The organism is Nonomuraea jabiensis (assembly GCF_014204795.1).
GTDB classification, from domain to species: Bacteria; Actinomycetota; Actinomycetes; order Streptosporangiales; family Streptosporangiaceae; genus Nonomuraea; species Nonomuraea jabiensis.
This window is the reverse complement of sequence record NZ_JACHMB010000001.1, coordinates 11,062,324-11,084,768: the sequence shown is the minus strand read 5'-3', so window position 1 is coordinate 11,084,768 and position 22,445 is coordinate 11,062,324. Positions and strand designations below refer to the sequence as shown.

Below are 22,445 nucleotides of genomic sequence, written 5' to 3'. Positions count from 1 at the left end.
AGCGAAGCCTTTCGTGACGGCCCCGTTCCCCGAGCCCGGCGGCCGGGGAAGAGCGGGAGGCTAACCGGCCGCCGCCGTGCGGAGCGCGCGGTAGAGCAGGCGGCTGTCGCCCAGATGGTGGCGCAGGAGCTTCTCCAGGCCGCCGATCGGCACCAGGTTCTGCGGCGCGCGCGGGTCCTTGTAGTCCACCCCGGCCAGCGGCGGCAGGGCGACGGTGACCGCGTCGGCCAGCCGTACGACCTGGGCCGGGTCCAGGTCGGCGCTGGCCTCGCAGCGCGCCACGCCCGCCCACGGCGCGGACGACTGGACGGGGAGCCGCAGGTACCAGGCGTGCCGCCGCCAGCTCGTGCCCATCAGGAACACGGGCGTACGCTGGCCGGGCGCGAGCGCGGCGACCACCGCGGACTGCGGCGGCGGCAGGTAGGCGGTGTGGTGGGTCTTGATGTAGCCGATCGTGCGCGGCAGGTGCGAACGCCCCCGCAGCGGCCCGTCCACCAGCAGCAGGTCGTCGCCGCGGCTGCGGTGCCGCACCGCCAGGTCCACCTCCAGCTGGGTGACCAGCCGCTGCAACGCCAGGGACAGCTCCTCGAAGCTCGCGTCGGCGGCCTTGCTGGGCTGGTACGTGGCGTGCGTGGTCTTGACCTCGGGCGCGTGCGGCGAGGCGGAGATCAGCGACCGGTTGACCTGGATCTCCGCCAGGTCGGCGCCGTCCGTGCCGCAGCGCACGATGCCGGCCGCGTACGACGCCGCGATCCCCGGCACGGGCATGGGCGCGTCGGGGTCGTGGACCCACACGCGGGCGTCGATCCTGCGGACCCCGTCGGCCACCAGCAGCGTCGCGGGCGGGGAGACGTCGGGCCCGGGCGTGACGGGCTTCCAGTCGGCGGCCGGCCGCTCGATGTCGATGACCAGTTCGGCGCTGGTGGCGCCCATCTCGGAGAGGTTCTCGACGGCGAGGGCGGCGGCGTAGCCGGGGTCCCACGGGTCGACGGTGAATCCCGTCATGGCGCGATGGCCGCCTTCCGCACGTGCGAGCCCTTGCCGTCGCGCCTGACCTCGAAGCGCACCGGCACGCGCTCGGCCAGCGCGGGCACGTGCGTGACGACGCCGATCAGGCGGTCCTGGCCGGCGGCGAGGCGTTCGAGGGTGGTGGCCACGGTGTCGAGCGTGGCCGGGTCGAGCGTGCCGAACCCCTCGTCCAGGAAGATCGAGTCCAGGCCCCGGGCGACGGCGCCGGACAGCGCCAGGGCCAGGGCGAGGGCGGCCTGGAAGGTCTCGCCGCCGGACAGGGTGCGGGCGCTGCGCCGCAGGCCGGCCTCGCCGTAGTCGATGACCTCGATGTCGCCGGTCTTGTCGCCGAGGGCCAGCTCGTACTGGCCGTCGGACAGCTCGCGCAGCGTGTCGGAGGCCGAGGCGACCAGCACGGCCAGGGCCTCGGCGCACAGCCAGCGCTCGAAGGCGTTGGCGCGCAGGCGCAGCGCGAGCTCGTGGGCGACCTTGGCCTCGTGCTCCTTCTCGGAGATCTGGAGCTCGAGGTCGGCGGCGCGCTTGCGCTCCTCCTTGAGGCGTTCGAGGGCGCTGTCGGCGCGGGCGACGGTCCCGGCGACGGCGGCGCCGAGCTGGTCGGGCGAGGCGTCGCCAGGGGCGACCACGCCGTGCTGGGCCAGCCGCTCGGTCAGCCGGCGGCGGTCGGCGGTGAGCCGGGCGCCGGCCTGGGCGAGCTGCTCCTCGCGCGCGGCCAGCTCGGCGCGGGCGGCCTGCGCGGCCCGGTCCCGCCAGCCGAGCAGCTCGGTCCACGCCTGGTGCAGGTCGCGCCGGTCGAGGAGCGGCGGCGGGTCGTCCTGCTGCCCGGAGACGAGCAGCCGGTCGCGGGCCGCCTCCAGCTCCCGCCAGGCGCTCTCGGCCTGCCGCTCGGTCCGCTCGGCGCCGGCCCGGGCCTCGTCCAGCTTCCCGCGGGCGGCGCGCAGCGCCCTGCGCGCCTGGGTGGCCAGCTCCTCGGCCTTGGCGATCGCGGCCAGCCGGCCTTCGAGCTCGGCCCGGTCCCCGGGGGCGGGCAGCGCGGCCAGCTCGGCCTCCGCCCGCGCGGCCTGCGCGGTGAGCATCGACGCCGAGGTCTCGGCCCGGGCGTGGGCGGCCCTGGCGCGCTCGGCCCGCTCGCGGGTGCCCGCGAGGACGCGGTCGGCGGCGCGGATGTCGGCGGGCGGCTCGTGCCGGGGCAGCTCGGAGACGGGGTGCCGGCAGACCGGGCACGGCTCGCCCACGGCCAGCCGCGGGACCAGGTGGGCGGCGGCGTGGGCGTCGCGCAGCCGTTCCCGCTGGGCCTCGGCGGCGGCCATCGCCTCGTCGGCCGCCTCCCGCGCGCCGGCCAGGTCCCGCAGCGACGCGGCGGCCGTCGTGGCCTCGGCGCGGGCGCGGGCGGCGTCGGCGGCCAGGCGCTCGCGGGCGTCCAGCGCGGCCAGCGCCGCCCGAGGCGCGCCCCGGTCGCCCAGCGCGGCCAGCGCCTCGTACGCCTCGTGGTCGTCGGCCTCCAGCGTGGCCACCTCGCCGGTCAGCGCCTCGACCGCCTCGGCGGCGGCCCGGCGGGCCGAGGCCAGCGTGGGTACGGCGGCGGGCATGCGCAGCGACGACAGCAGCGACCGGCGCTCGGCCATGGCGGCCAGCTCCTGCTCGGCCCGGCGGATGTCGCCCTCGCGGGCCCGCAGCAGGTCGAGGTCGGCGCCGATGGTCTCGGCCAGCCGCCGCAGCGCCTCCAGCCGCTCCGCCAGCTCCCGCTCGGCCTCCGCGGTCGCGCCGGACAGCTTGGTGAGCTGGTCGCGGGCGAAGGAGGCGGCCTGCTTGGCGGCCTCCTCCTCGCGGGCGGCGCTCTGCCTGATCCGCTCGTAGACGTCGGCGTCGAGCAGCTGCACCAGCAGGTCCTGCCGCTCGCGCGGCGCCGCGTGCAGGAACTCCGCGAAGCGCCCCTGCGGCAGCACCACGCACTGGGTGAAGAACCGGTACTCCAGCCCGGTCACCCGCTGCGCCTCCGGGGTGACGTTCTCGCCCTCGGCGAGCGGCTTGACCACCGCGTCGAACGCCTGCTCGAGCGGCGCGGCCGGGTCGAGCTCGTCGAGCCTGGCCTCCTTGGTGCGCACCGCGCCCTTGGCGTCGCGCACCATCGACCGGGCCACGCCGAAGCGCCGCCCGTTGCTGTCGAACACCATCGCCACCTTGCCGGCCGCGACGGACGGGGCCAGGGCGTGGGCGATGGAGTTCTCCCTGCCCCAGCGCGGCACCGTGCCGTACAGGGCGAAGCAGATCGCGTCGATGATCGTGCTCTTGCCGGCGCCGGTCGGGCCCACGAGCGCGAAGTACTCGGTGTCGGAGAAGTCGACGGTCACCGGCTCGCGGAAGCTGCCGAAGTGATCGAGGTGCAGCAGGAGAGGGCGCATCAGCCGGTCACCTCGTCGTAGAGCCGGTCGAACAGCGTGGCCACCTGCTCGTCGTGGCGGCCGGTGGCGGTCAGGTATTCGCGGAACAGCTCGCGCGGGCTGCGCTCGGCCGAGCCGGTGCGGCGCGTGGCGGGCACCGGCCGGAACCGCTCGTCCAGGACCACGTCCACGGCGCCGTTCAGCAGGCCGCGCACGTCGTCGGCCAGGCCCACCCGGGGTTTCTCCTCCACGATCACCTTGAGCCAGTCGTCGCCCGGCTCGATGGCCTCCAGCTGCTCCAGCGTGCCGCGCACGGTCCGCAGCCGCCGCGCCGAGGCGAAGGCCAGCTCCCGCACCACGGCCGGCTTGCCCGGCGTGACCTCGACCAGCAGCGCGCCCGGGGTGTTGCCCTCCTCGCCGAAGTCGACGGCCAGCGGCGAGCCGCTGTACCAGATCGGGCACGGGCCGGGGATCTGCTGGCGGCGGTGCAGGTGGCCGAGGGCGGCGTACTGGGTGGCGGCCGGGAACGCGGTCGGCTCGAAGTAGTAGGAGAAGATCGACTGTGCCTCCCGCTCGCCGCCGCCGAACGCCCCGCCGGGCAGGGTGCCGTGGGTGGTGACCAGGTTGACGGTGTCGGCGTGGAATCCGGCGGTGAGCGCGCCGATCAGCTCGCCGATGCGGGCGGCGTAGTCGCGGTTGTGGTCGGCGGCGGTGCCGGTGAGGACCTCGGCGGCGCGTACGACGTAGCGGTGCGACAGGAACGGCAGCACCGCCAGCCGCACCGGCTCGCCCGAACGCGCCGTGAAGGCCAGCGTGCCGCCCGCGTCCGGGCGCCGGAACGAGCCGATGACGTGCAGGCCCAGCTTGCCCAGCACCGGCCGGTAGACCTCCAGCAGCTGCGGGTTGTCGTGGTTGCCGGCCAGCACCACCACGTCCCTGCCGTCGCCGCGCAGCGCCAGGAGCGCGTTGAGCACCAGCGACTGGGCCTCGGGCGTGGGCGCCGAGGTGTCGAACAGGTCGCCGGCCACGATGACGGCGTCGACGTCGTGGGTGCGGGCGGCGGCGACCAGCTCGCGCAGCACCTCCCGGTGCTCGTCGAAGCGGGGGCGGCCCTTGAGCACCTTGCCCACGTGCCAGTCCGCGGTGTGCAGGATCTTCACGAAACCACCTGTGGTCAGAAGGGCGGGATGTCTTCTTCGACGCCGGGCAGGCCCTGGAACGGATCGGCCGAGACCCTCTCCGGCTGGGTCGCCGCCTCCGCCGGCCGGGTGGCCCAGGCCGGGAAGGGGAAGGCGACGGCCAGCGGGACCGGGATCTCCGGCTGGGCGACGAACATGGTGCCGGGCTTGGCGATCGTGGCGCGCTCCCTGACGGCCGGGGGCAGCCAGCCGTACTCGGACCGGGCGGCCTCGGCCGGGTCGAGGCGGCCGGCGACGCGTACGGCGCTGTTGGAGACGATGCGCCGCTCCACCTCCGAGGCGGTCTGCTGGGCGCCGATGAGGATGACGCCCAGCGAGCGGCCCCGCTCGGCCACGTCCAGCAGGATCTCCTTGATCGGGGAGTCGCCCTCGCGCGGGGCGTACTTGTTGAGCTCGTCCAGCACCACGAACAGCAGCGGCCGGGCCGTGCCCGAGGACTCCTTGCGGTGGAACTCGCCGCGCAGCACCACGCCCACCACGAACCGCTGCGCCCGCTCCGGCAGGTTGTGCAGGTCCACGATCGACACCTGGGCGTCGGAGGTGCGGACCGAGTGGTTGCGGTAGAACGGCAGGTCGCCCCGGACGATCGGGGACAGCGGCCGCACGGCGCTGCGGAGCCGGCGCAGGAAGGCGTTGACGGTGCCGAGCGGCGTCTGCGCGCCGGTCCACTCGCCGCGCGAGCCCTCGTCCTGGAGCTGGTCGGACAGCAGCTCGACGAGGTCGGTGAACGTGCGGCAGGACGTGCCCCGCACCATGACCGCGCCGCCGTCGCCCACCGGCTCGGCCCACGCCTTCAGCCGGGCGGCGACCTGGCCGACCAGCAGGGAGTAGCCGGCCCGCTCGTCGTCGGAGTCGGCGAACACGAAGCGCAGCAGCTCCTCCTGGCAGAACTCGACCAGCGTCCAGTAGAAGGAGCTCACCCCCTGCGTGCGCGTGGAGACGTGCGGCACGCCGTTGGGGTCGTTCGGCCGGGGCGGGGCGAAGACGTGGACGCTGCCGAACGCCCTGGCGGGCAGCCCCAGCCGGGCGTAGACGCCTCTGGCGCGCTCGTCGAGCCGCAGGTTGTCGTGGTCGAGGAAGAGCAGGTCCTCGCCCTTGACGGAGAAGATCAGCGCCTTGGTGTTGGCGGCCTCCCCCTCCAGCACGCCCGAGTTGAAGATCGAGTAGAGCAGGAAGGTCGCGAAGGAGGTCTTGGTGGCCACGCCGGAGACGCCGGAGATCGACACGTGGGCGCCGCGGGTGCCATCGAGGAAGTCGAAGTTGACGTAGAGCGGCTGGCCGTCGCGGCCCATGCCCATGGGGATCCGGCGGTCCATCACGTCGAAGTAGAGGGCCTGGTCGCGGTCGCCCGAGCCGGCCAGGAAGACCTTGGAGCCGGGCAGCGGCGGCACGAACACCTCCGGCTCGACCCGCGTCACCCGCACCTCCGCCACCTCGACCACGGCGGCCGGCAGCGCGCCGTCGGCGATCAGGAAGACGTCGGAGTCGTACGCGGCGCCCTCGTGCCTGGCCTCCACGGTCGTCACCACGCCCGCCATGAGCACGGGACCGTGGCCGGGCACCTCACGCCTGGTCACCACCACGTCGTCGAGCTGGACGACCTTGCCCGGCTCCAGGCCGACCCAGAACGACAGCGGCGAGGCCGCCTGGGTGCCGAGCACCCGCCCGACCGCCTCACCCGCCGTGGGCGCCGCCGTGTCAGCCGCTGTGGCCGCCTGATGGTTTACCGCCCCGTTGACCGTCACTCATCCCTCCGCCCCCACGAAACGCCCTTCCAAAGGAGCGTAGTGGCCCCGAGGTGTGCGTCCGGCGCATTTCATGCGCGCCCACGCCCTGCGGGATCACCTGGTTGACACTCGGCCGGTGAGCAGAAAAGATACGGTCGTCCGTACAACTGAGGCGGGGACGTCATGACCGACTGGGAACGCAGGCTGGCGCTCGACCCGTCAGCCGCGGTGCCGCTCTACTACCAGCTGCGCGAGCGCCTGCGGGCGGTGATCCGCGACTGCGAGCCCGACACGATGATCCCCGCGGAGAAGGACCTGATGGTCTACGCGGGCGTGAGCAGGGCGACGGCCCGGCGGGCGATCGGCGACCTGGTGCAGGAGGGGCTGCTGGTGGCCAGGCAGGGGAGCGGCACCTACACCGCCCCGCAGGCCGTGGCGCCCGAGCTGGGCTCGCGGCCGGTCGGGTTCACCGAGACGATGGCGCGGCTGGGCCGCAAGCCGACGACGCGGCTGCTCAAGGCACACCTGCAGCAGGCCGGGCCCGACGTCGCCGCCGCGCTCGGCGTGCGGGAGGACCAGGAGATCGTCTTCGTCGAGCGGCTGCGCCTGCTCGACGGCGTGCCCTGCATGCTGGAGAGCGCCCACCTGCCCGTCGAGCTGGTCCCCGGCATCCTCGACGAGGACCTCACCGGCTCCCTCTACGACCTGCTGCGCACCAAGTACGGCCTCACCCCCGCCGGCGGCCGGGAGACGATCGGCGCGGTCAACGCCGACTACCGGCTCGCCGAGCTGCTGCGCGTGCCCATGGCCGCGGCCCTGCTGGCCACCGCACGCAGCACGTGCACCGAGAGCGGGATCGCCCTCGAATACACCATCCGCCACGCCCGCGGCGATCTCACCGTGTTCTCCGTGGAGCTCAACGACCCCAACAACGCACTCATGGGCCAGTAAAACCCCCATACCGGGAGGTCGAGCATGACCAGGTTGACCCGCCGTGCCCTGCTCAGAACCGCCACCCTCGCGACGGCGTCCGGCCTGCTCGCCGCCTGCGGCTCCGAACCGGCCGCCACGGTCCCCGCCGACGGGGTGCCGCGCGGAAAACTCTCCGTCTGGCTGCACCAGACCAAGGCGTACGACAAGGTCTTCAACCCGCTGCTGCGCAGCTACATGCAGGAGTTCGGCGGCGTCGACATCACCCCCCTGTACGTGCCGGTCGACAAGCTCGACGCCAAGCTGCTGACCGCGTTCGCCGGTGACGTCCCGCCCGACCTGGTCAAGATCGGCGGCTGGACGATCCCGGGCCACGCGCGCAAGGGCCGCCTGGCCCCGATCATCCCCAAGGCCATGGGCGTGGCCGACGAGAAGGCGCTGGTCCAGGCGTACGACGAGCACGCGATCGGCTCGCTGTCGTACGAGGGCAAGCTGTACGGCGTCCCCATCGACTACACGATCTGCTACCTCTACTACCGCAAGGACAGGTTCGCCGAAGCCGGGCTCGACCCGGACAAGCCGCCCACCACCTGGGAGGAGGTCGCCGAGTACAGCAAGCGGCTGACCTCGGCCGACGGCAAGAAGGTGGGCCTGCAGTGGATCCTGGGCAACCCGCAGTGGACGCTGATGCAGCTGCTCGCCCTGGTCAAGGGCAAGGGCGGCACGATACTCAGCCCCGACGCCACCAAGGCCACGCTCGCCTCGGACGCCGGGATCGAGGCCCTGCGCTACTACGGCGGCCTGGGCAACCCCAAGCTGTCGAACCCGCTGTCCGGGTTCGGGCTGTTCGCCACCGGTGAGGCGGCCATGCTGGTGTCCGGGCTGTTCGCGATGGACCTGTTCCCGACGCTGAACCCCAAGCTGACCTTCGGCAAGGGCTTCGACATCGCGCCGATGCCCCGCTGGGAGTCGGGGCAGCCGGTCGCCCCCGCCTACACCTGGGGCTGGGCGGTCGCCCAGAAGTCCAAGCTCCAGTACACCGCCTGGCACTTCATCGACTACCTCCAGCGCGAGGACGTCGCCGCCAGGCAGCTCAAGGACGCCAGCCTGCTCACCCCGGTCAAGGGCTGGGAGAAGCTGCCCGGGGCCGACCAGAAGGCCATCGACATCATGGCCGCCTCCGCCCCGCACGCCGACTTCGGGCCGCAGACGCCCGTCTGGAACGAGATGGCCAAGGCGCTCACCGACGCCGGTGACGCGGTGGCGTTCGGCAAGAAGACGCCCGAGCAGGCCGCGGCCGACTTCGACCAGGCGATGCGGATCGCCCTATGACGTTGTCGCCAGGGCTGGCGCCCCGCGTCGCGCGGGTCTCGGGCCAGGGGCAGCGCTGGGCGGAGGCACGCACCGGCGCCCTGCTGTCCCTGCCCGCCGCCCTGTACTTCCTGGTCTTCTGGGTGGTGCCGTTCGCCTCGGCGGTCTACCTGAGCTTCACCAGCTACGACCTCGCCGGCGCCCCCGAGTGGACGGGCCTGGACAACTACCGCAGGATGCTCGACGACCCCGGCTTCTGGAACTCGGCCAGGGTCACCGCCGTCTACACCGCCGGCTCCGTGGTGCCCTCGATCGTGCTCGCCCTGGCGATCGCCGTGCCGCTGAGCAAGCCGGGCCGCTACAACGCCGTCCTCCGCGCGCTGGTCATGATCCCGGCCGCGATGCCGCTGGTGGCCACCTCGCTGACCTGGTCGGTGATCTTCGCCGCGGACGGCCTGGCCGACGCGCTGATCGGGCTGGCCGGCGCGGAGCCGAAGCCGTGGCTGACCGACGAGGGCCTGGCGCTCTGGGCCCTGGTGATCATGACGACGTGGAAGCACCTGGGCCTGTTCGTGATCATCCTGACCGCGGGCCTGCAGGGGCTGCCGCTGAGCGTCTTCGAGGCCGCCGGGCTCGACGGGGCCGGGCCGGTGCGGATCTTCTTCCGCATCACGCTGCCGCTGCTGCGCCGCACGCTGCTGTTCGTGCTGGTCATCGCGGTGGTCGGGGCGATGCAGTCGTTCGTGCCGGCTTTCCTGCTGACCAAGGGCGGCCCGGCGGGCGCGACCGAGGTGCTGCCGCTCTACATGTGGGCGACCGGCTTCACGTTCGAGCGCATGGGGTACGCGTCGGCCATCGCGATGGTGCTGCTCGTGGCCATGCTGGCGCTGTCGGTCGCGCAGTTCCGCGTGCTGCGGGGAGGCGAGGACGGGTGAAGGTCTTACGCGGGACCGTCCTGACGCTGGTCGTGGTCGTGATGTTGCTGCCGGTCTACGCGATGTTCGCGGTCTCGTCGGCCTCGGACGCGAGCGACCTGGGCGGGCTGTCGTTCGACGTCTCCCAGCTGGGCGCGCACGTGGCGCAGCTGTTCGGCCAGGGCGGCTTCCCGCTCTACCTGCGCAACAGCCTGATCCTCGCGCTCGGCATCGCGGTGCTCGAGGTGATCCTGTCCGCCGCCGCCGGGTACGCGCTCGCGCAGCTCTGCTTCCCCGGCAGCCGCGCGCTGTTCGCGGTGATCGTGGGGACGCTGTCGCTGTCGCCGATCGTGGTGCTCGTGCCGATGTACCTCATCGTCAAGGCGCTGGGCTGGATCGACACCTTCCAGGGCATGATCGTGCCGTTCATGATGAGCGCCTTCGGGGTGTTCCTGGTCCGCCAGTTCGCCCTGGCGCTGCCGCGCGAGCTGCTGCTGTCCGCCCGGGTGGACGGGGCGGGCGAGCTGCGCATCTTCGCCCGCATCGGCGTGCCCCTGCTGCGGCCCGCGCTGCTGACGCTCTTCCTGCTGCAGTTCCTCGCGCAGTGGGACAACCTGCTCTGGCCGCTCATCGTGGCCAACAACCCCGGGCTGTGGCCGCTGCCGGTGGGGCTGTCGCAGCTCCAGACCGAGTACGACTTCAGCATCGGCCTGGTGAGCACCGCCGCGCTGATCACGGCGGTGCCGCCGCTGGCGCTGATGTTCCTGCTGCAGCGCTACTACGTCGCCGGGCTGACCCTGGGAGGGGTGCGCAAATGAGCTCGTACGGGGAGTGGACGACGGCGTACGGGCTGCCCGCGTTCGCGTACACGCTGGACCAGGAGCGGGACCCGCGCGCCGAGTGGGACCCCGTGCTGGACCCGCCCACGCGGCGGCACTTTTCGCACGTGGGCAACCGGCGGATCACGCTGGTGTCGGACAACTACGGGCTGAGCGACCTGTTCGACGAGCACACCGGCCTGCTCTGGCTCACCCGGGGGACCGGCGTGACCCACCTCGGCGACCTTTCCACCGATATTTCGGAATCTGAGCGGATCTTCGGGCCGACCTTCGCCGTCGTCCGGGTGGCCGACGAGCGGGTGGCGCTGGAGCGCACGGTGCTCTGCCCGGAGGGCGAGCAGCCGTGGGTGCTGGTCCGGCTGCGGGTGCGCAACCTGCTCGACGCGCCGGTACGGCTGGAGCTGACCGAGGAGTGGGCGGCCAGGCCGGCCCGGATGGAGCTCATCACCGGCGCCGCCGACGCCGCCGCCGACGACCCCGGGCCCGGGCTCGAACTGGAGCTGATCGGCGGAGCCAGGACGCGGTCCGGGCGGCTCGCGCTCACGCTGGAGCTGGCGGCGGGCGAGGAACGGGTGCTGGACCTCCGCTACGGCCTGCTCGGCCTCCCGTCCGGGACGGCGACGTTCGAGGAGAGCCTGGCGGCCCTGCGCGACCGGCTGCCACGCGCGTCCGCCGCGCGGGCGCCCGAGGCCGAGCGGGAGATCCCCTGGCACGCCGCCCTGCTCGCCGGCGCGGCCTGCGCCGACGGCGTGCTCGGCGGCCACACCCTCGACCAGGGATCCTGCTACTCCTTCCGGCACGGCTTCAACGGCGCCGCCCGCGACCCGCTCCAGCACGCGCTGCCGCTCGTCTACATCGAGCCCGACCTGGCCCTGTCCGTGCTGCGCAACACGTGCGCCTGGGGCGGGCCCGACGGAGACCTGCCGTATGCGCTCGGACCGGACAAGCGGCCCTGGACCGACCTGTTCCGCCCGTCGGACCAGAACCTGTGGGCCCTGTGGCTGGCCGCCGAATACCTGAGCGCGACGGGCGACGAGGCCGCCTTCCGCGCGGACGTGCCGTACCACCCGGTCCACGAGGCCCCGGGGGTGCCGCTGCTGGAGAACCTGCGCAGGCAGTTCAGGTTCTTCGCCGAGGTGGTCGGGCGGGGCGAGCACGGGCACGTCCGCATCCTCAACGCCGACTGGAACGACATGGCCATCACCGAGAGCGGCGTGCCGCGCGAGGTGATGATCGACCGGGGCGAGTCCGTCCTCAACTCCGCCATGGCCGCCTGGGTCCTGCCGCGCTACGCGACGCTGGCCGAGCGGCTCGGCGATTCCGCGACCGCCGCCGAGGCCCGCAAGCTCGGCGAGGAGCTGCGCGACCTGGTCGCGGGGGAGTGGAACGGGCGCTGGTACCGCCGCGCGTACGGCCCCGGGGCGGTCGTCGGCGACGACGATCTGTGGCTGGAGGTGCAGCCCTGGGCCGTTCTGTGCGGCGCCGCCCCGCCTGAGCGGGCCGTGGAGCTGCTGCGCACGATCGAGCGCACTTCGGCCGCCGATTCCCCTTTGGGCGCCCGGCTGCGCTGGCCCGCCCGCGACGCGTACGGCCCCGGCGGGGTCGGCACGATCTGGTACGCGATCAACATGACGCTCGTCTGGGCCGCCGCCGAACACCTCCCCGACCTGGCCTGGGACTGGTGGCGGCGGATGACGCTGGCCGCGCACACGGCCGCCTACCCGGACGTCTGGGAGGGCACGCTGTCGGGCCCCGACGCCTACCTGGCCCCCGAGACCGGCCGCCCCGGGCGCACCTGGGACCTGGCCGAGGTCGGCGTCGCCATGCAGGCGTACCCGGTCGCCAACCTGCACAGCCACTCCCAGCCGCTGCTGGCCTACCTGCGCCTGCTCGGCGTCGAGCCCTTCCGGCGGCCGCGCGGCGGGGCCCGCTTCACCTCCCGGGCGCTGGAGGTCGGGCCGTGACCGCGCTCGGGATCGACGTCGGCGGCACGTACACCAAATGGGTGACGCTGGAGGGGGAGGCGGTCTCCGGCTCGGGCGCCGTCCCCACGCCGCCCGGCCCCGACGAGACGGTGGAGCTCGCGGCCTCGCTGGCCGCGCACGCCGGGTCCATCGGGATCGGGCTCCCCGGCCACGTGGACCGCGACACCGGGACCGCCCTGTTCGTCCCGAACCCGCCGGGTGACTGGGACGGCTACCCCGTGGGGGAGCGGCTGGGCGCGCTCACCGGCGTCCCCGTCTCCGTCGTCAACGACGCCCGCGCGTTCGCGCGCGCCGAGCTGGCGCTGGGCGCCGCCCGCGGGCTGGCCGACGTGCTGTTCGCCGTGCTCGGCACCGGCGTGGGCGGGGCCGTGGCGCTGCGCGGGGCCGTCCTCGTCGGGCCGCGCGACAACCTCGGCGAGATCGGCCACGTCACCGTCTCCCCGTGGGGGCCGGTCTGCTGCTGCGGCAACCGGGGCTGCGTGGAGACGTTCGCCGCCGGGCCGGGCATCGTGCGGGCCTTCGGCCCGGGGACGGCGAAGGCCACCGCGGCGGAGGTCGCCGAAGCCGCCAGGGCCGGGGACGAGCGCGCGGCCCAGGCGTTCGAGCAGGCCGGCTGGGCGCTCGGCGTGGCGCTGGGCGACGCGGCCGCCTTCTTCGGCGTCGGCTCGGTGGTCGTCGGCGGCGGCGTCTCCGGCGCGCTCGACCTCATGCGATCCACCCTGAACAACGAACTCGCGCGCAGACGACCGCTGATCGGAGACGTCACGGTGCTGCCCGCCGTACTCGGCCCGATGGCGGGGGCCATCGGCGCCGCACTCTACGGGAGGAGATCTGGATGAAGTGGATAAGCCGCGCCATGGAGCTGCTCGGCGAGATCGAACGGACACAGGAGGACGCCCTTGCCGAAGCCGCTCGCATCGCCTCTGAGGCGATCCTCGGCGGAGGAGTGGTGCACACGTTCGGAACCGGACATTCGCGGATGGGCGTGGAGGAGATGTTCCCCCGCTACGGCTCCTACCCCGGCTTCCACCCCATCGTCGACCTGTCCACGACCTTCTACACCCAGGTGGCCGGCTCGAACGGGATGCGCCAGGCCATGTTCATCGAACGCGTCGAAGGGCTGGCCGAGGCCATCCTGGCCAACTTCGAGCTGCGGCCGAGCGACGCGGCCATCGTCTTCAGCGTCAGCGGGCTGAACGCCGTGCCCATCGAGATGGCCATGGGCCTGCGCAAGGCGGGCCTGCCGGTCGTGGCCGTGACTTCGATGAACGAGACCATGGCCGTGGAGCCCGGCCACCCCAGCGGCACCCGGCTGGCCGACCACGCCGACGTGGTGATCGACCTGCGCACCCCGGTCGGCGACGCCCTGTGCCACGTCGAGGGGCTGGCCGAGCCGGTCGGCCCCGGCAGCACGCTGGCGGCCGTCTCCGTGGTCAACGAGATCAAGGTCCGCACGGCCGAGCTGCTGGTCGCGGGCGGCTGGACGCCGCCGGTCATCTCCAGCGCCAAGCTCGTCGGCGGCCCCCGGTCCGACGAGCTGTTCGAGGCCGCCTACCTCGAACACGCCCGCCGCGCCGCCGCCGTGCTCAGGAAGCCATGAGCGCCGTCCTGGTGGCGGGCTCGGACGGCGGCATCGGCCGCGCCTGCGTGGAGGCGGTCGAGGCGTCCGGCGCGAGCGCGTACGGCGTGGACCTCGCCGACGGCATCGACATCACCGAGCCGGGCGGGGTCGAGAAGGCGCTGGCCCAGGCCACAGCCCGGCACGGGCGGCTGGCCGGCGTCGTGCACGCGGTCGGCATGTCCGGCCGCCGGCTCGGCGACGGCGGCGTGGCCGAGTGCACCGACGAGGCCTGGCACGAGGTGCACCGGGTCAACCACGAGTCGGTGTTCCGGCTGCTGCGCGCGGCGATCCCCGCCCTGCCCGAGGGCGGGTCGATCGTGGTGATCGGCTCGGCGCTCGGCACGTCGATCGACGACGACTTCCGCACCGTGGCCTACGCCTCGGCCAAGGGCGCGCTGATCCCGCTGATCAGGACCGCCGCCCGCGAGGCCGCGCCGCGCGGGGTGCGGGTCAACCTGGTCTCGGCCGGCCTGGTGGCCACGCCGATGAGCGTCCGCGCTCGCACGTCCGCCGCCGTCCAGGCCAGGATGCCCGCGCTGATGCCCCTCGGCGCGAGCCCCTGCCGGCCGGAGGAGGTCGCGCAGGCCGTGCTGTGGCTGCTCTCGCCCTCGTCCGGGCGGACCACGGGCGCGGTCATTCCCGTCGACGGAGGGTGGCATCTGCGGTGAACGTCCTGTGGGAAGGCGACGTGGTCGTCGCCGGTGGCGGCAGCGCCGGGTGCGCGGCGGCCGTGGCGGCGGCCCGCGCCGGCGCGTCGTGCCTGCTGGTGGAGCCGGCGGGCTTCCTCGGCGGCACCGGCGTCGCCGTGCTCGACACCTTCTACGGCTTCTACGCCCCCGGCCCGGTCTCCCGGCGGGTCGTCGGCGGGATCGGCTGGGAGGTGTGCGAACGGCTCTTCTCCGCCGGGGCCGCCTTCGAGCGGCCCAACACGTACGGGGCCGGCACCGGCGTCACGTACGAGCCGGAGGAGCTCAAGCTCGTCTGGGACGAGCTCACCTCCGGCGCGGGCGTGCTGCTGCACGCGCGGGTGTGCGCGTACATGCCGGGGACCGGGGTCGAGGTGGAGACCGTGGCCGGCCGGTTCCTGGTCAAGGCCCCGGTGGTCGTGGACGCGACGGGCGACGGCGAGGTGGCCTGGCGGGCCGGGGCCGCGCTGGAGCGGCCGAGCATGAGCTCGCAGCCGATGACGGCCACGTTCCGGCTGGGCGGGGTGGACCTGTCGGCCACCAGCACGGCCGAGCTGCACGCGCTGATGGCCGACGCCGACCTGCCCAGGCGCGAGGGCTCCGTGCACAGGACCGTCAACGACGGGATCGTGCACACCAACCTGACCAGAGTGAGCGGGCTCGACCCGACCGACCCCTTCGAGCTGTCGCGCGCCGAACGCGAGGGACGTGCGCAGGTGCGGGAGTACGTCCGCTTCCTGCGGGCCAAGGTGCCCGGGTACGAGTCGGCGGTGCTGCTGAGCACGTCCGTACGGATCGGGGTGCGGGAGTCGCGGCGCCTCGTCGGGCGATATGTCCTGACTTCTGATGATGTGTTGGCCGGGAGGGATTTTCCCGACACGATCGCCCGGTGCGGCGCCCCCATCGAGGACCACGCCGCCGGGGCGGCCACCCGGTGGGAGTACGTGCACGACTACGGGACCTACGGGATCCCGTACCGGTGCCTGCTGCCGGTCGAGGTCGACGGGCTGATCGTCGCGGGGCGGTGCCTGTCGGCCACGCACGACGCGCACGCCTCGGCCCGGTCGATGGGGCAGTGCATGGCGATGGGGCAGGCGGCCGGGACGGCGGCGGCGCTGGCCGTACAGGCCGGGGTGGAGCCCGCGGCGGTGGACGTGGACCTGCTGCGCGCCCGGCTGCGCGAGGAAGGAGCGCTCCTGTGACGGTTCGTACGGTGCTGGGGGATGTCGAGGAGATCGGCGTCACCTATGCGCATGAGCACTTTTTCATGACCGGTGACTGGCCCGTCCGCAACGAGCCCGACTACCGGCTCGACTCCCTGGACGCGGCCGTCGCCGAGGTGACGGCGGCCCGGCGGTTCGGGCTGTCCGCGGTGGTCGAGATGACGCCGCTCGGGTTCGGCCGCAGCCCGTCCCTGATGACGGCGCTGGCCGAGCGGACCGGGCTGCACGTGATCGCCGTCACCGGCTTCCACAAGAGCACCTACTACAGCGACGCCCACTGGCTGCACCACTACGCGCCCGACGAGATCGCCGAGCTGCTGGTGGCCGAGATCGAGCTGGGCATGGACGAGTACGGGCTGGTCGGGCCGCTGGTGCGGCGGTCGCCGGCGCGGGCGGGGGCCATCAAGATCGCGACCGCGTACCACGCGTTCGGGCGCGGGGTGGAGCGGCTGGTCGGCGCGGTGGCCGCGGCCGCCCTGCGCACCGGCGTGCCGGTCGTCACCCACTGCGACAAGGGCACGATGGGGCACGAGCTGCTGGACGCGCTGTCCTCCCACGGGGTGGAGGCCGATCGGGTGGTGCTCGGGCACATCGACCACAATCCCGACGCCGGATATCTCACGTCATTGGCGGAGAGGGGGGCGTACCTGGCCTTCGACCGGCCCGGGCGGATCAAGTACGGGCCGGACAGCGAGATCGTCGCGCTCGTCGCCGAGCTGGCCGGGCGCGGGCTAGGGGATCGGCTGCTGTTCGGGATGGACCTGGCGCGGCGGTCGTACTGGCCGGGGCTGGGCGGCGGGCCGGGGCTGACGTACCTGCTGGAGCGGTTCGTGCCGCGGCTGGAGGCGGAAGGGCTCGGCGAGACGGCCAAGGCCGCGCTGATCACCAACCCGCGCGCCGCCTTCGCGCTACGGCCGCGTTGATCGCGGATCCGCCTCCCGCCGTCGCGCTACGGCCGCGCTGACCGCCGGCCCGCGCGCCGCCTTCGCGCTGCGACCAGGCCGTTAGGCGGCGACGCGGCGATCGCGACGGCGGGCCAGCCCGGCGATCGCCTCCTCGCGGGCCTCGGCGTCCTGATCGCCGACCCGGGCCCACAGCGCCTCGATCACCGCGTCGTCGTCCGCGCGATCCAGCGGCAGCGACCACGCCACGTAGAAGCGCACGTCCTCGTCGGGGTGCCCGGCCAGGCGCAGCAGCTCGGGCACGGCCCGATCGTCGTCCGTGCAGCCCAGCGCCCGCGCGATCGAGGTGTGGACCGCGCGATCGGTCTCGGCCGCGGCCGGCTCCAGGACCGCGAGCAGGACCGGCTCCCGCAGGGACTCCTCGGCCTGCGCCACCTTGCCCAGCAGGTCGCAGCCGATCTTGCGCTCGGCCGGATCGGGCGAGCGCACCAGCGCGAAACCCGCCCGGCCGCGCGCCGCGCGGCCATCCGTTTTCCTCAGGGCAGGTTCTTCTCGACCTGGTTCTGCCAGCCGGCGTTGGCGTTGATCTCGGGCGAGGTGCCCGCGAAGGCGCCGCGCGCGTACGTGTCGCCCTGGAGCTGGTACATCAGCCACGCCGTCACGTATCCGAGGAAGCCGCCGCCCGTGCCCTGGATCGTGTTGTGGCCGGCGCCCTTGAGCAGCGCCTTGGCCGCCGCGCCCGGGACCTGGTCGTAGTACGCCTGCAGCGCCGAGTTGGGGGAGATGAGCGTGTCGCTGGACCCGCTGACGAACAGCACGGGGCAGGCCAGCTGGTCCACGTGGAACGCGTCACCCGCGCTCACCCAGATCGGGGCGGGCAGCGCGATGGGGACGACGGTGTCGATGAGCCCGCCGGACTTGGTGGCGGTGTTCACCGAGCCGCCCGCGCCCTGGGAGTGGCCGACCGCGCCGACCCTGGTCACGTCGAGCTTGCCGTAGAAGACGCTGGAGCTGTCGGTGTTCCGGCCGATGAGGTACTGGGCCGCGGCGATCATCTCGGACCCGGTGCCCGTCGTGGTGTCGGTGGAGGCGACCACGGCGAACCCCCAGGAGGCCAGCTGGTTGAGCAGCCCCGGATACTGCGTGGGCACCGCGTTCGTCCCGTTGCCCCAGGTGATGATCGGGTGCTTGAAGCCGCCCGCCCCGAGGTCGGCCGGGTAGTAGAGCTTGTAGCCGGGCGCGTCGGCGGTCGCGACCGTCCACGGGCCCGCGACCTTGTAGTGCGCCTCGATGGTGTCGGCGGCCTGGGCGGGCCTGGACAGGAGCCCGAGTAAGAGCGCGACGGCGGCCACGACGACCTTCATACAGCCTCCACAATTTGTACGGATGACCGAAACTCTCGCTTCACAACCGGGCCGTGTCAATGGTTGGATCGGGGCCATGGAGCACGTGCCTTCCGCGGCGGAGATGCTGGGCTGGATCGAAACCGTCGTCGGCCAGGGCGTCCGCCGCCCCGGCTACCCGGCCGACGCGTGGACCGAGCGGTGGCTGGCCGAGCGCCTGCAGGAGTTCGGCCTGGAGGTCACGCTCGAACCGGTCGAGGTGCGGCGCTGGCAGCCGGGCGCCGGGCTGTTGCGCCTCGACGACGGCACCTCGTGGACCGGCATGCCGCTGCCGCACACCGCGCCGACCGGCGGCCTGCGGGGCCGGATCGCGCGGCTGGCCGACGCCCGGCCGGGCGACATCGTCGTGGACGAGGTGACCTTCAGCGAGCTGCCGCAGTCGTACGTCCAGACGCTCGCCACCTCGGCCTACGACCCCGAGGGCGTCTTCGACACCCTCGTCCAGACGATCCCGTTCGGCCCGCGGATGATGGAGGTCGTCGAGCCCGCCCTGGCCGCCGGGGCCGTGGGCTTCGTCGGCGCGCTGACCGGCCTGCCGTGGGAGACCCGCGACTACTACGTGCCGTACGACGCCGTCGAGCGCCCCATCCCCGCGCTGTGGCTGTCGGGGACGGACGCCCGCCGGCTCCTGGCCCGCCTGCCGTGCGAGGGAGAGCTGATCGCCGAGTCCGCCACCGACACCGTGATCACCCACAACGTGGTCGCCACCCTACCGGGGAACTCGGCCCACACGGTCATCGTCGCCTCGCACCACGACGCCCCGTGGGCCTCGGCCGTGGAGGACGCCTCCGGCCTGGCCCTCGTCCTGGCCACCGCCCGCCACTGGGCCCGCGTCCCGATCGAGGAGCGCCCGCACAACCTGACGTTCCTGCTCACCTCCGGGCACATGGCCCACGCGGCGGGCACCCGCGCCTTCATCGACCGGCACCGGCCGGAACTGGCCGGCGTGGTGCTCGAACTGCACCTGGAGCACGCCGCGCTGCGCTGCGAGGCGGTGGACGGCACGCTCGTGCCGACCGCCGAGCCCGAGGTCAGATGGTGGTTCACGACGCGAGCCCCGCAGCTGGAGAAGCTGGTCGCCGCGACGCTGGAGGCGGAGGACCTGCGGCGGTCGTTCGTCCTGTCCCCGGACGTGTTCTCGCCGATGCCGCCGACGGACGGCGCGTTCTTCCACCCCGAGGGGGTGCCGCTGGTGCACTTCCTGTCGGCGCCGATGTACCTGTTCGACTCGGCCGACACGATCGACAAGATCGACGTGGCGGGCCTGGAGCCGCTGGCCCGCGCGGCCGTCCGCATCGTGGCGGGCACCGCCGGGTGGACTCCCGCGGACCTGCGCGCCGCCGCGTCCGGGTAGCGGCGTCCGGCCGGCCATGGTCATGCTGGGGGACAACGCCCCAACGCCGCCAGGACGTGATCACGATGTCGCAGAATCCCGTTCGGTTCTCCGAAGAGCGTTCCGAGGACGTCGTCGCGGCGTCGTTCGCCGGCGCCCATGACGCCCGGCTGCGCCAGGTCCTCACCAGCCTCGTCCGCCACCTGCACGCCTTCGCCAAGGACGTCGAGCTCACCCAGGCCGAGCTGGACGCGGCGGTCGGCTTCCTCACCAGGACCGGGCAGACCTGCGACGACACCCGCCAGGAGTTCGTCCTGCTGTCCGACGTGCTGGGCCTGTCGATGCTCGTCGACACCATGGCCAACCGGGCGCCCGCCGGCGCCACCGACTTCACCGTCCTGGGGCCGTTCCACATGGTGGACTCCCCGCCGCGGCGGCTCGGCGACCCGATCTCCCTGGTGCCCGGCGGCGAGCCGACGCTCGTCACCGGGCAGGTGCTCGCGGCCGGCGGCCGCCCCCTCCCCGGCGCGGTCGTGGACGTCTGGCAGGCCGACGAGAAGGGCTTGTACGACGTCCAGCGGGACGACGTCCCCACCGGGCACCTGCGTGGCCTGTTCACCTGCGACGACGAGGGACGTTTCGCGTTCCGTACGATCCTTCCGGCCCCGTACCCGATCCCCGACGACGGGCCGGTCGGGGAGCTGCTGGCGGCGGCGGGCCGCCACCCCTACCGGCCCGCGCACATCCACTTCATCGCCGGCGCCGACGGCCACGCCCCGCTCACCACGCATGTCTTCGTCTCCGAGTCCCCTTACCTCGACTCGGATGCGGTGTTCGGCGTCAAGGACAGCCTGGTGCTGGACTTCGTCCGCGCCGAGGACGCCGAGCTGGCGGCGGCGTACGGCATGCCCGTCCCGTTCCGCCACGCCCACGTGGAGCTCCGGCTGCGCGAGAGCCGGTGACCTACCGGCGGCCGCGGAACGTGCGCCGCAGGTCGTCGACCCACTCCCCGGGGATCTCCCAGGGGATGAAGTGGCCGCCCCGGTCGTGGACGGTCAGGTTGACGTGGTTGTACCAGGCTCCTCGGTCGCTGCCGGCGAAGTGCCGCACACGCTGGTCGGTGGTGACGCCGGGCGGGTTCTCGTAGCCGACGAAGGTGATGCCGGTGGGGGCCTCGACGGGCGGCTGCCGGTCGTGGGAGGGGGTCCAGGGGTAGCGGTTGTTGTTGGCGTACGTACGGATCGAGGTGCCGATCGAGTTGGTCACCCAGAAGATCATGGCGTGGGTGAGCAGGTCGTCCTTGGTGAAGACCGACTCGATGTCGCCGCCGTGGTCGCTCCAGCTGACCCAGCGCTCCAGGATCCAGGCGAGCATTCCGGCGGGCGAGTCGGTCAGGCCGTACGCGAGCGTGCTCGGGGCCAGGACGTGGGCGGCGAGGTGGACGGCGAAGCGCCTGTCCAGCTCGACGATCCGGGCGTGGACGTCGGCGGGCAGGCCGTCGGGGATGGGCTGCCCGCCGCTCAGGTCCCAGGCCCGGTCGCCGTTGAACAGCGTGAGCTTCTGCCCGGAGCCGATGTGGATGCCGTGCAGCTCGGCGGCGTACTTGTGCCCGAGCTGCCCCGTGACCAGCGCTCCGACGTCGCAGCCCGCCGCGGCGTACCTCTCGTGGCCGAGGACCCGGGTCATGAGGGTGTGCCAGAGGTCGGCGACCTTCCAGAAGTTCATGTCCGGGTGGTCCGGCAGCGGCGTGGAGAAGCCGAAGCCGGGGAACGACGGGACGATGACGTCGAAGGCCTCGGCCGGGTCACCGCCGTGCGCGCCCGGGTCGGCCAGCGGGTCGATGACCTTGGACCAGTGCCAGAACGTCCACGGCCAGCCGTGGGTGAGGATCAGCGGCGTCGGGCTCGGGCCCACGCCCGGCTTGCGCATGAAGTGCACGGGGACGCCGTCGACCTCGACGCGGTAGTGCTCGTAGGCGTTGATCGCGGCCTCGGCCTTGCGCCAGTCGTAGCCGGTGTGCCAGTAGTCGACGAGCTCCCGCAGGTAGGCCCGGTTGACGCCGTAGCGCCAGTCGTCGTTGCCCACGTCGTCCGGCCAGCGGGTCAGCTCCAGGCGCCGCCGCAGGTCGTCCAGTACGTCGTCGGGCACGTGGATCGGCGTCGGCTCCAGCGGGATCCTGGGTTCGTCGCTCATCGTCGTCTCCTGCGTAGGCGCCATCGACGGGAAAATATATCAGGAATTTATTTAATTTTGTGATGTATCAGAGCGCGCCGTCGAGGTCGGACGATGAGGCGGAGCTAGCCGACGTCCTCTTTCCCTGACCGTGGCGGGTGGTAGGTCGGGCCGGATCCGGCGGGCGGGCTCACGTAGTGGTACACCAGCGCCGGCTCACCGGCCGCGTTGAGCCAGCGGGCGCGGCTGCTGCCGACCCGGCGCCAGCCGGACCGTTCGTAGAACGCGATGGCGGCCGTGCCCTCGGAGGAGACCTCCAGTTTGAGGGGGGCTTCGGCGGCGGCGCGCACGGTGTCGAGGAGCCGGGCGGCCAGGCCGCGCCCGCGGGCGGCGGGGGTGACGAACAGCCGGGTGACCTCCATGTCCCGGGTGAGCGCCACGTGGCCGAGCACCGCTCCCGCTTCGACGGCTATCCAGGCCCCGATCAGGCCGTCCGGCGTCAGCCAGCGGGCCGGGTCGCGTGGCCAGTCCACGGGGTAGCGGTCGCCGGCCTGGACCTCGGCGAGGGCCTTCGTGCAGGCGTCCAGGTCGTCGGGGGTTCTGTCGCGGATCTCCACGCGGGCCAGCCTACGAGGCCGAAGGGAGGACGCCGTCCCCAGCGGCCGGTCACGGGACGCAGATGACGCAGGCACGGCGATCGCCCCCGCCGCCGCCGCCGCCCCCGCCGCCGCCGCTTCCGCCGCCGCCGCTTCCGCTCCGGCCGCTCCGCTCCTCTCCCGCTTCCGCCACTTCC

The 22,445-nt window shown here is 73.4% G+C and carries 20 protein-coding genes; 12 read left to right on the top strand and 8 right to left on the bottom strand.

The features are described 5' to 3' along the window. Nucleotides 1-60: 60 nt before the first annotated feature. The 4 genes from HD596_RS50710 to HD596_RS50695 are packed head-to-tail and all read right to left on the bottom strand — an operon-like array spanning nt 61 to nt 6,351. Nucleotides 61-1,005, bottom strand: coding sequence for a hypothetical protein (locus tag HD596_RS50710; RefSeq protein ID WP_185076499.1), 945 nt, complete (start codon nt 1,003-1,005; stop codon nt 61-63). Then, nucleotides 1,002-3,428 (bottom strand): AAA family ATPase, encoded by a 2,427-nt coding sequence (locus HD596_RS50705; RefSeq protein WP_185076497.1) that lies wholly within the window; start codon nt 3,426-3,428, stop codon nt 1,002-1,004. Before HD596_RS50705 ends, HD596_RS50710 begins: the two co-directional genes overlap by 4 nt. Continuing rightward, a complete protein-coding gene (locus HD596_RS50700) occupies nt 3,428-4,567 on the bottom strand; it encodes an exonuclease SbcCD subunit D (RefSeq protein ID WP_185076495.1) in 1,140 nt (379 codons plus the stop codon). The genes HD596_RS50705 and HD596_RS50700 overlap by 1 nt, the downstream gene beginning before the upstream one ends. A 14-nt stretch (nt 4,568-4,581) precedes the next feature. Then, on the bottom strand, nt 4,582-6,351 hold the full coding sequence (locus HD596_RS50695) for an ATP-binding protein (protein ID WP_246555440.1): 1,770 nt from the start codon (nt 6,349-6,351) through the stop codon (nt 4,582-4,584). A 165-nt stretch (nt 6,352-6,516) separates the two neighbouring features. Between HD596_RS50695 and HD596_RS50690 the strand changes: the two genes are divergently transcribed. Genes HD596_RS50690 through HD596_RS50645 form a run of 10 tightly spaced genes read left to right on the top strand, consistent with a single transcriptional unit; the run spans nt 6,517 to nt 16,765 of the window. Beyond that, complete coding sequence (locus HD596_RS50690) at nt 6,517-7,284, top strand: GntR family transcriptional regulator (protein WP_185076493.1); 768 nt, start codon at nt 6,517-6,519, stop codon at nt 7,282-7,284. Nucleotides 7,285-7,308: 24 nt separating this feature from the next. After that, nucleotides 7,309-8,595: an ABC transporter substrate-binding protein gene (locus HD596_RS50685; protein WP_185076491.1), complete on the top strand. Its 1,287-nt coding sequence runs from the start codon at nt 7,309-7,311 to the stop codon at nt 8,593-8,595. Further along, nucleotides 8,592-9,509, top strand: coding sequence for a carbohydrate ABC transporter permease (locus tag HD596_RS50680; protein WP_185076489.1), 918 nt, complete (start codon nt 8,592-8,594; stop codon nt 9,507-9,509). The genes HD596_RS50685 and HD596_RS50680 overlap by 4 nt, the downstream gene beginning before the upstream one ends. After that, a complete protein-coding gene (locus HD596_RS64380; RefSeq protein WP_185076487.1) occupies nt 9,506-10,306 on the top strand; it encodes a carbohydrate ABC transporter permease in 801 nt (266 codons plus the stop codon). Before HD596_RS50680 ends, HD596_RS64380 begins: the two co-directional genes overlap by 4 nt. Then, nucleotides 10,303-12,291 carry a GH36-type glycosyl hydrolase domain-containing protein gene (locus HD596_RS50670; RefSeq protein ID WP_185076485.1) on the top strand — a complete coding sequence of 663 codons (1,989 nt, stop codon included), beginning with the start codon at nt 10,303-10,305 and terminating at the stop codon, nt 12,289-12,291. The genes HD596_RS64380 and HD596_RS50670 overlap by 4 nt, the downstream gene beginning before the upstream one ends. Beyond that, nucleotides 12,288-13,151 (top strand): ROK family protein, encoded by an 864-nt coding sequence (locus HD596_RS50665; RefSeq protein ID WP_185076483.1) that lies wholly within the window; start codon nt 12,288-12,290, stop codon nt 13,149-13,151. The genes HD596_RS50670 and HD596_RS50665 overlap by 4 nt, the downstream gene beginning before the upstream one ends. After that, nucleotides 13,148-13,912 carry a sugar isomerase domain-containing protein gene (locus tag HD596_RS50660; protein ID WP_185076481.1) on the top strand — a complete coding sequence of 255 codons (765 nt, stop codon included), beginning with the start codon at nt 13,148-13,150 and terminating at the stop codon, nt 13,910-13,912. Before HD596_RS50665 ends, HD596_RS50660 begins: the two co-directional genes overlap by 4 nt. Further along, nucleotides 13,909-14,601 carry an SDR family oxidoreductase gene (locus HD596_RS50655; RefSeq protein ID WP_185076479.1) on the top strand — a complete coding sequence of 231 codons (693 nt, stop codon included), beginning with the start codon at nt 13,909-13,911 and terminating at the stop codon, nt 14,599-14,601. Before HD596_RS50660 ends, HD596_RS50655 begins: the two co-directional genes overlap by 4 nt. Further along, nucleotides 14,598-15,821: an FAD-dependent oxidoreductase gene (locus HD596_RS50650; protein WP_185076477.1), complete on the top strand. Its 1,224-nt coding sequence runs from the start codon at nt 14,598-14,600 to the stop codon at nt 15,819-15,821. Before HD596_RS50655 ends, HD596_RS50650 begins: the two co-directional genes overlap by 4 nt. After that, nucleotides 15,818-16,765, top strand: coding sequence for a phosphotriesterase family protein (locus HD596_RS50645; protein ID WP_185076475.1), 948 nt, complete (start codon nt 15,818-15,820; stop codon nt 16,763-16,765). The genes HD596_RS50650 and HD596_RS50645 overlap by 4 nt, the downstream gene beginning before the upstream one ends. An 81-nt stretch (nt 16,766-16,846) precedes the next feature. On the opposite strand, the gene HD596_RS63100 is transcribed toward HD596_RS50645, so the two are convergent. Further along, nucleotides 16,847-17,233, bottom strand: a complete 387-nt coding sequence (locus HD596_RS63100; protein ID WP_185076472.1) for a HEAT repeat domain-containing protein — start codon at nt 17,231-17,233, stop codon at nt 16,847-16,849. 47 nt (nt 17,234-17,280) lie between these two features. Further along, on the bottom strand, nt 17,281-18,108 hold the full coding sequence (locus tag HD596_RS50635) for an alpha/beta hydrolase family protein (RefSeq protein WP_185076470.1): 828 nt from the start codon (nt 18,106-18,108) through the stop codon (nt 17,281-17,283). 76 nt (nt 18,109-18,184) lie between these two features. Here HD596_RS50635 and HD596_RS50630 point away from each other — a divergent pair, with 76 nt between their 5' ends. Together HD596_RS50630 and HD596_RS50625 are read left to right on the top strand one after the other, a co-directional pair. After that, entirely contained in the window at nt 18,185-19,501 is a 1,317-nt protein-coding gene (locus HD596_RS50630; RefSeq protein ID WP_185076468.1) for a M28 family peptidase, read from the top strand. Nucleotides 19,502-19,566: 65 nt separating this feature from the next. Continuing rightward, the gene (locus HD596_RS50625; RefSeq protein ID WP_185076466.1) at nt 19,567-20,442 is read left to right on the top strand and encodes a dioxygenase family protein; all 876 of its coding nucleotides are present in this window, start codon (nt 19,567-19,569) and stop codon (nt 20,440-20,442) included. 1 nt (nt 20,443) lies between these two features. Here HD596_RS50625 and HD596_RS50620 read toward each other — a convergent pair whose 3' ends face one another. Then, a complete protein-coding gene (locus HD596_RS50620) occupies nt 20,444-21,673 on the bottom strand; it encodes an epoxide hydrolase family protein (RefSeq protein ID WP_185076465.1) in 1,230 nt (409 codons plus the stop codon). 104 nt (nt 21,674-21,777) lie between these two features. Next, complete coding sequence (locus HD596_RS50615) at nt 21,778-22,269, bottom strand: GNAT family N-acetyltransferase (protein WP_221519981.1); 492 nt, start codon at nt 22,267-22,269, stop codon at nt 21,778-21,780. Nucleotides 22,270-22,445: the final 176 nt, after the last annotated feature.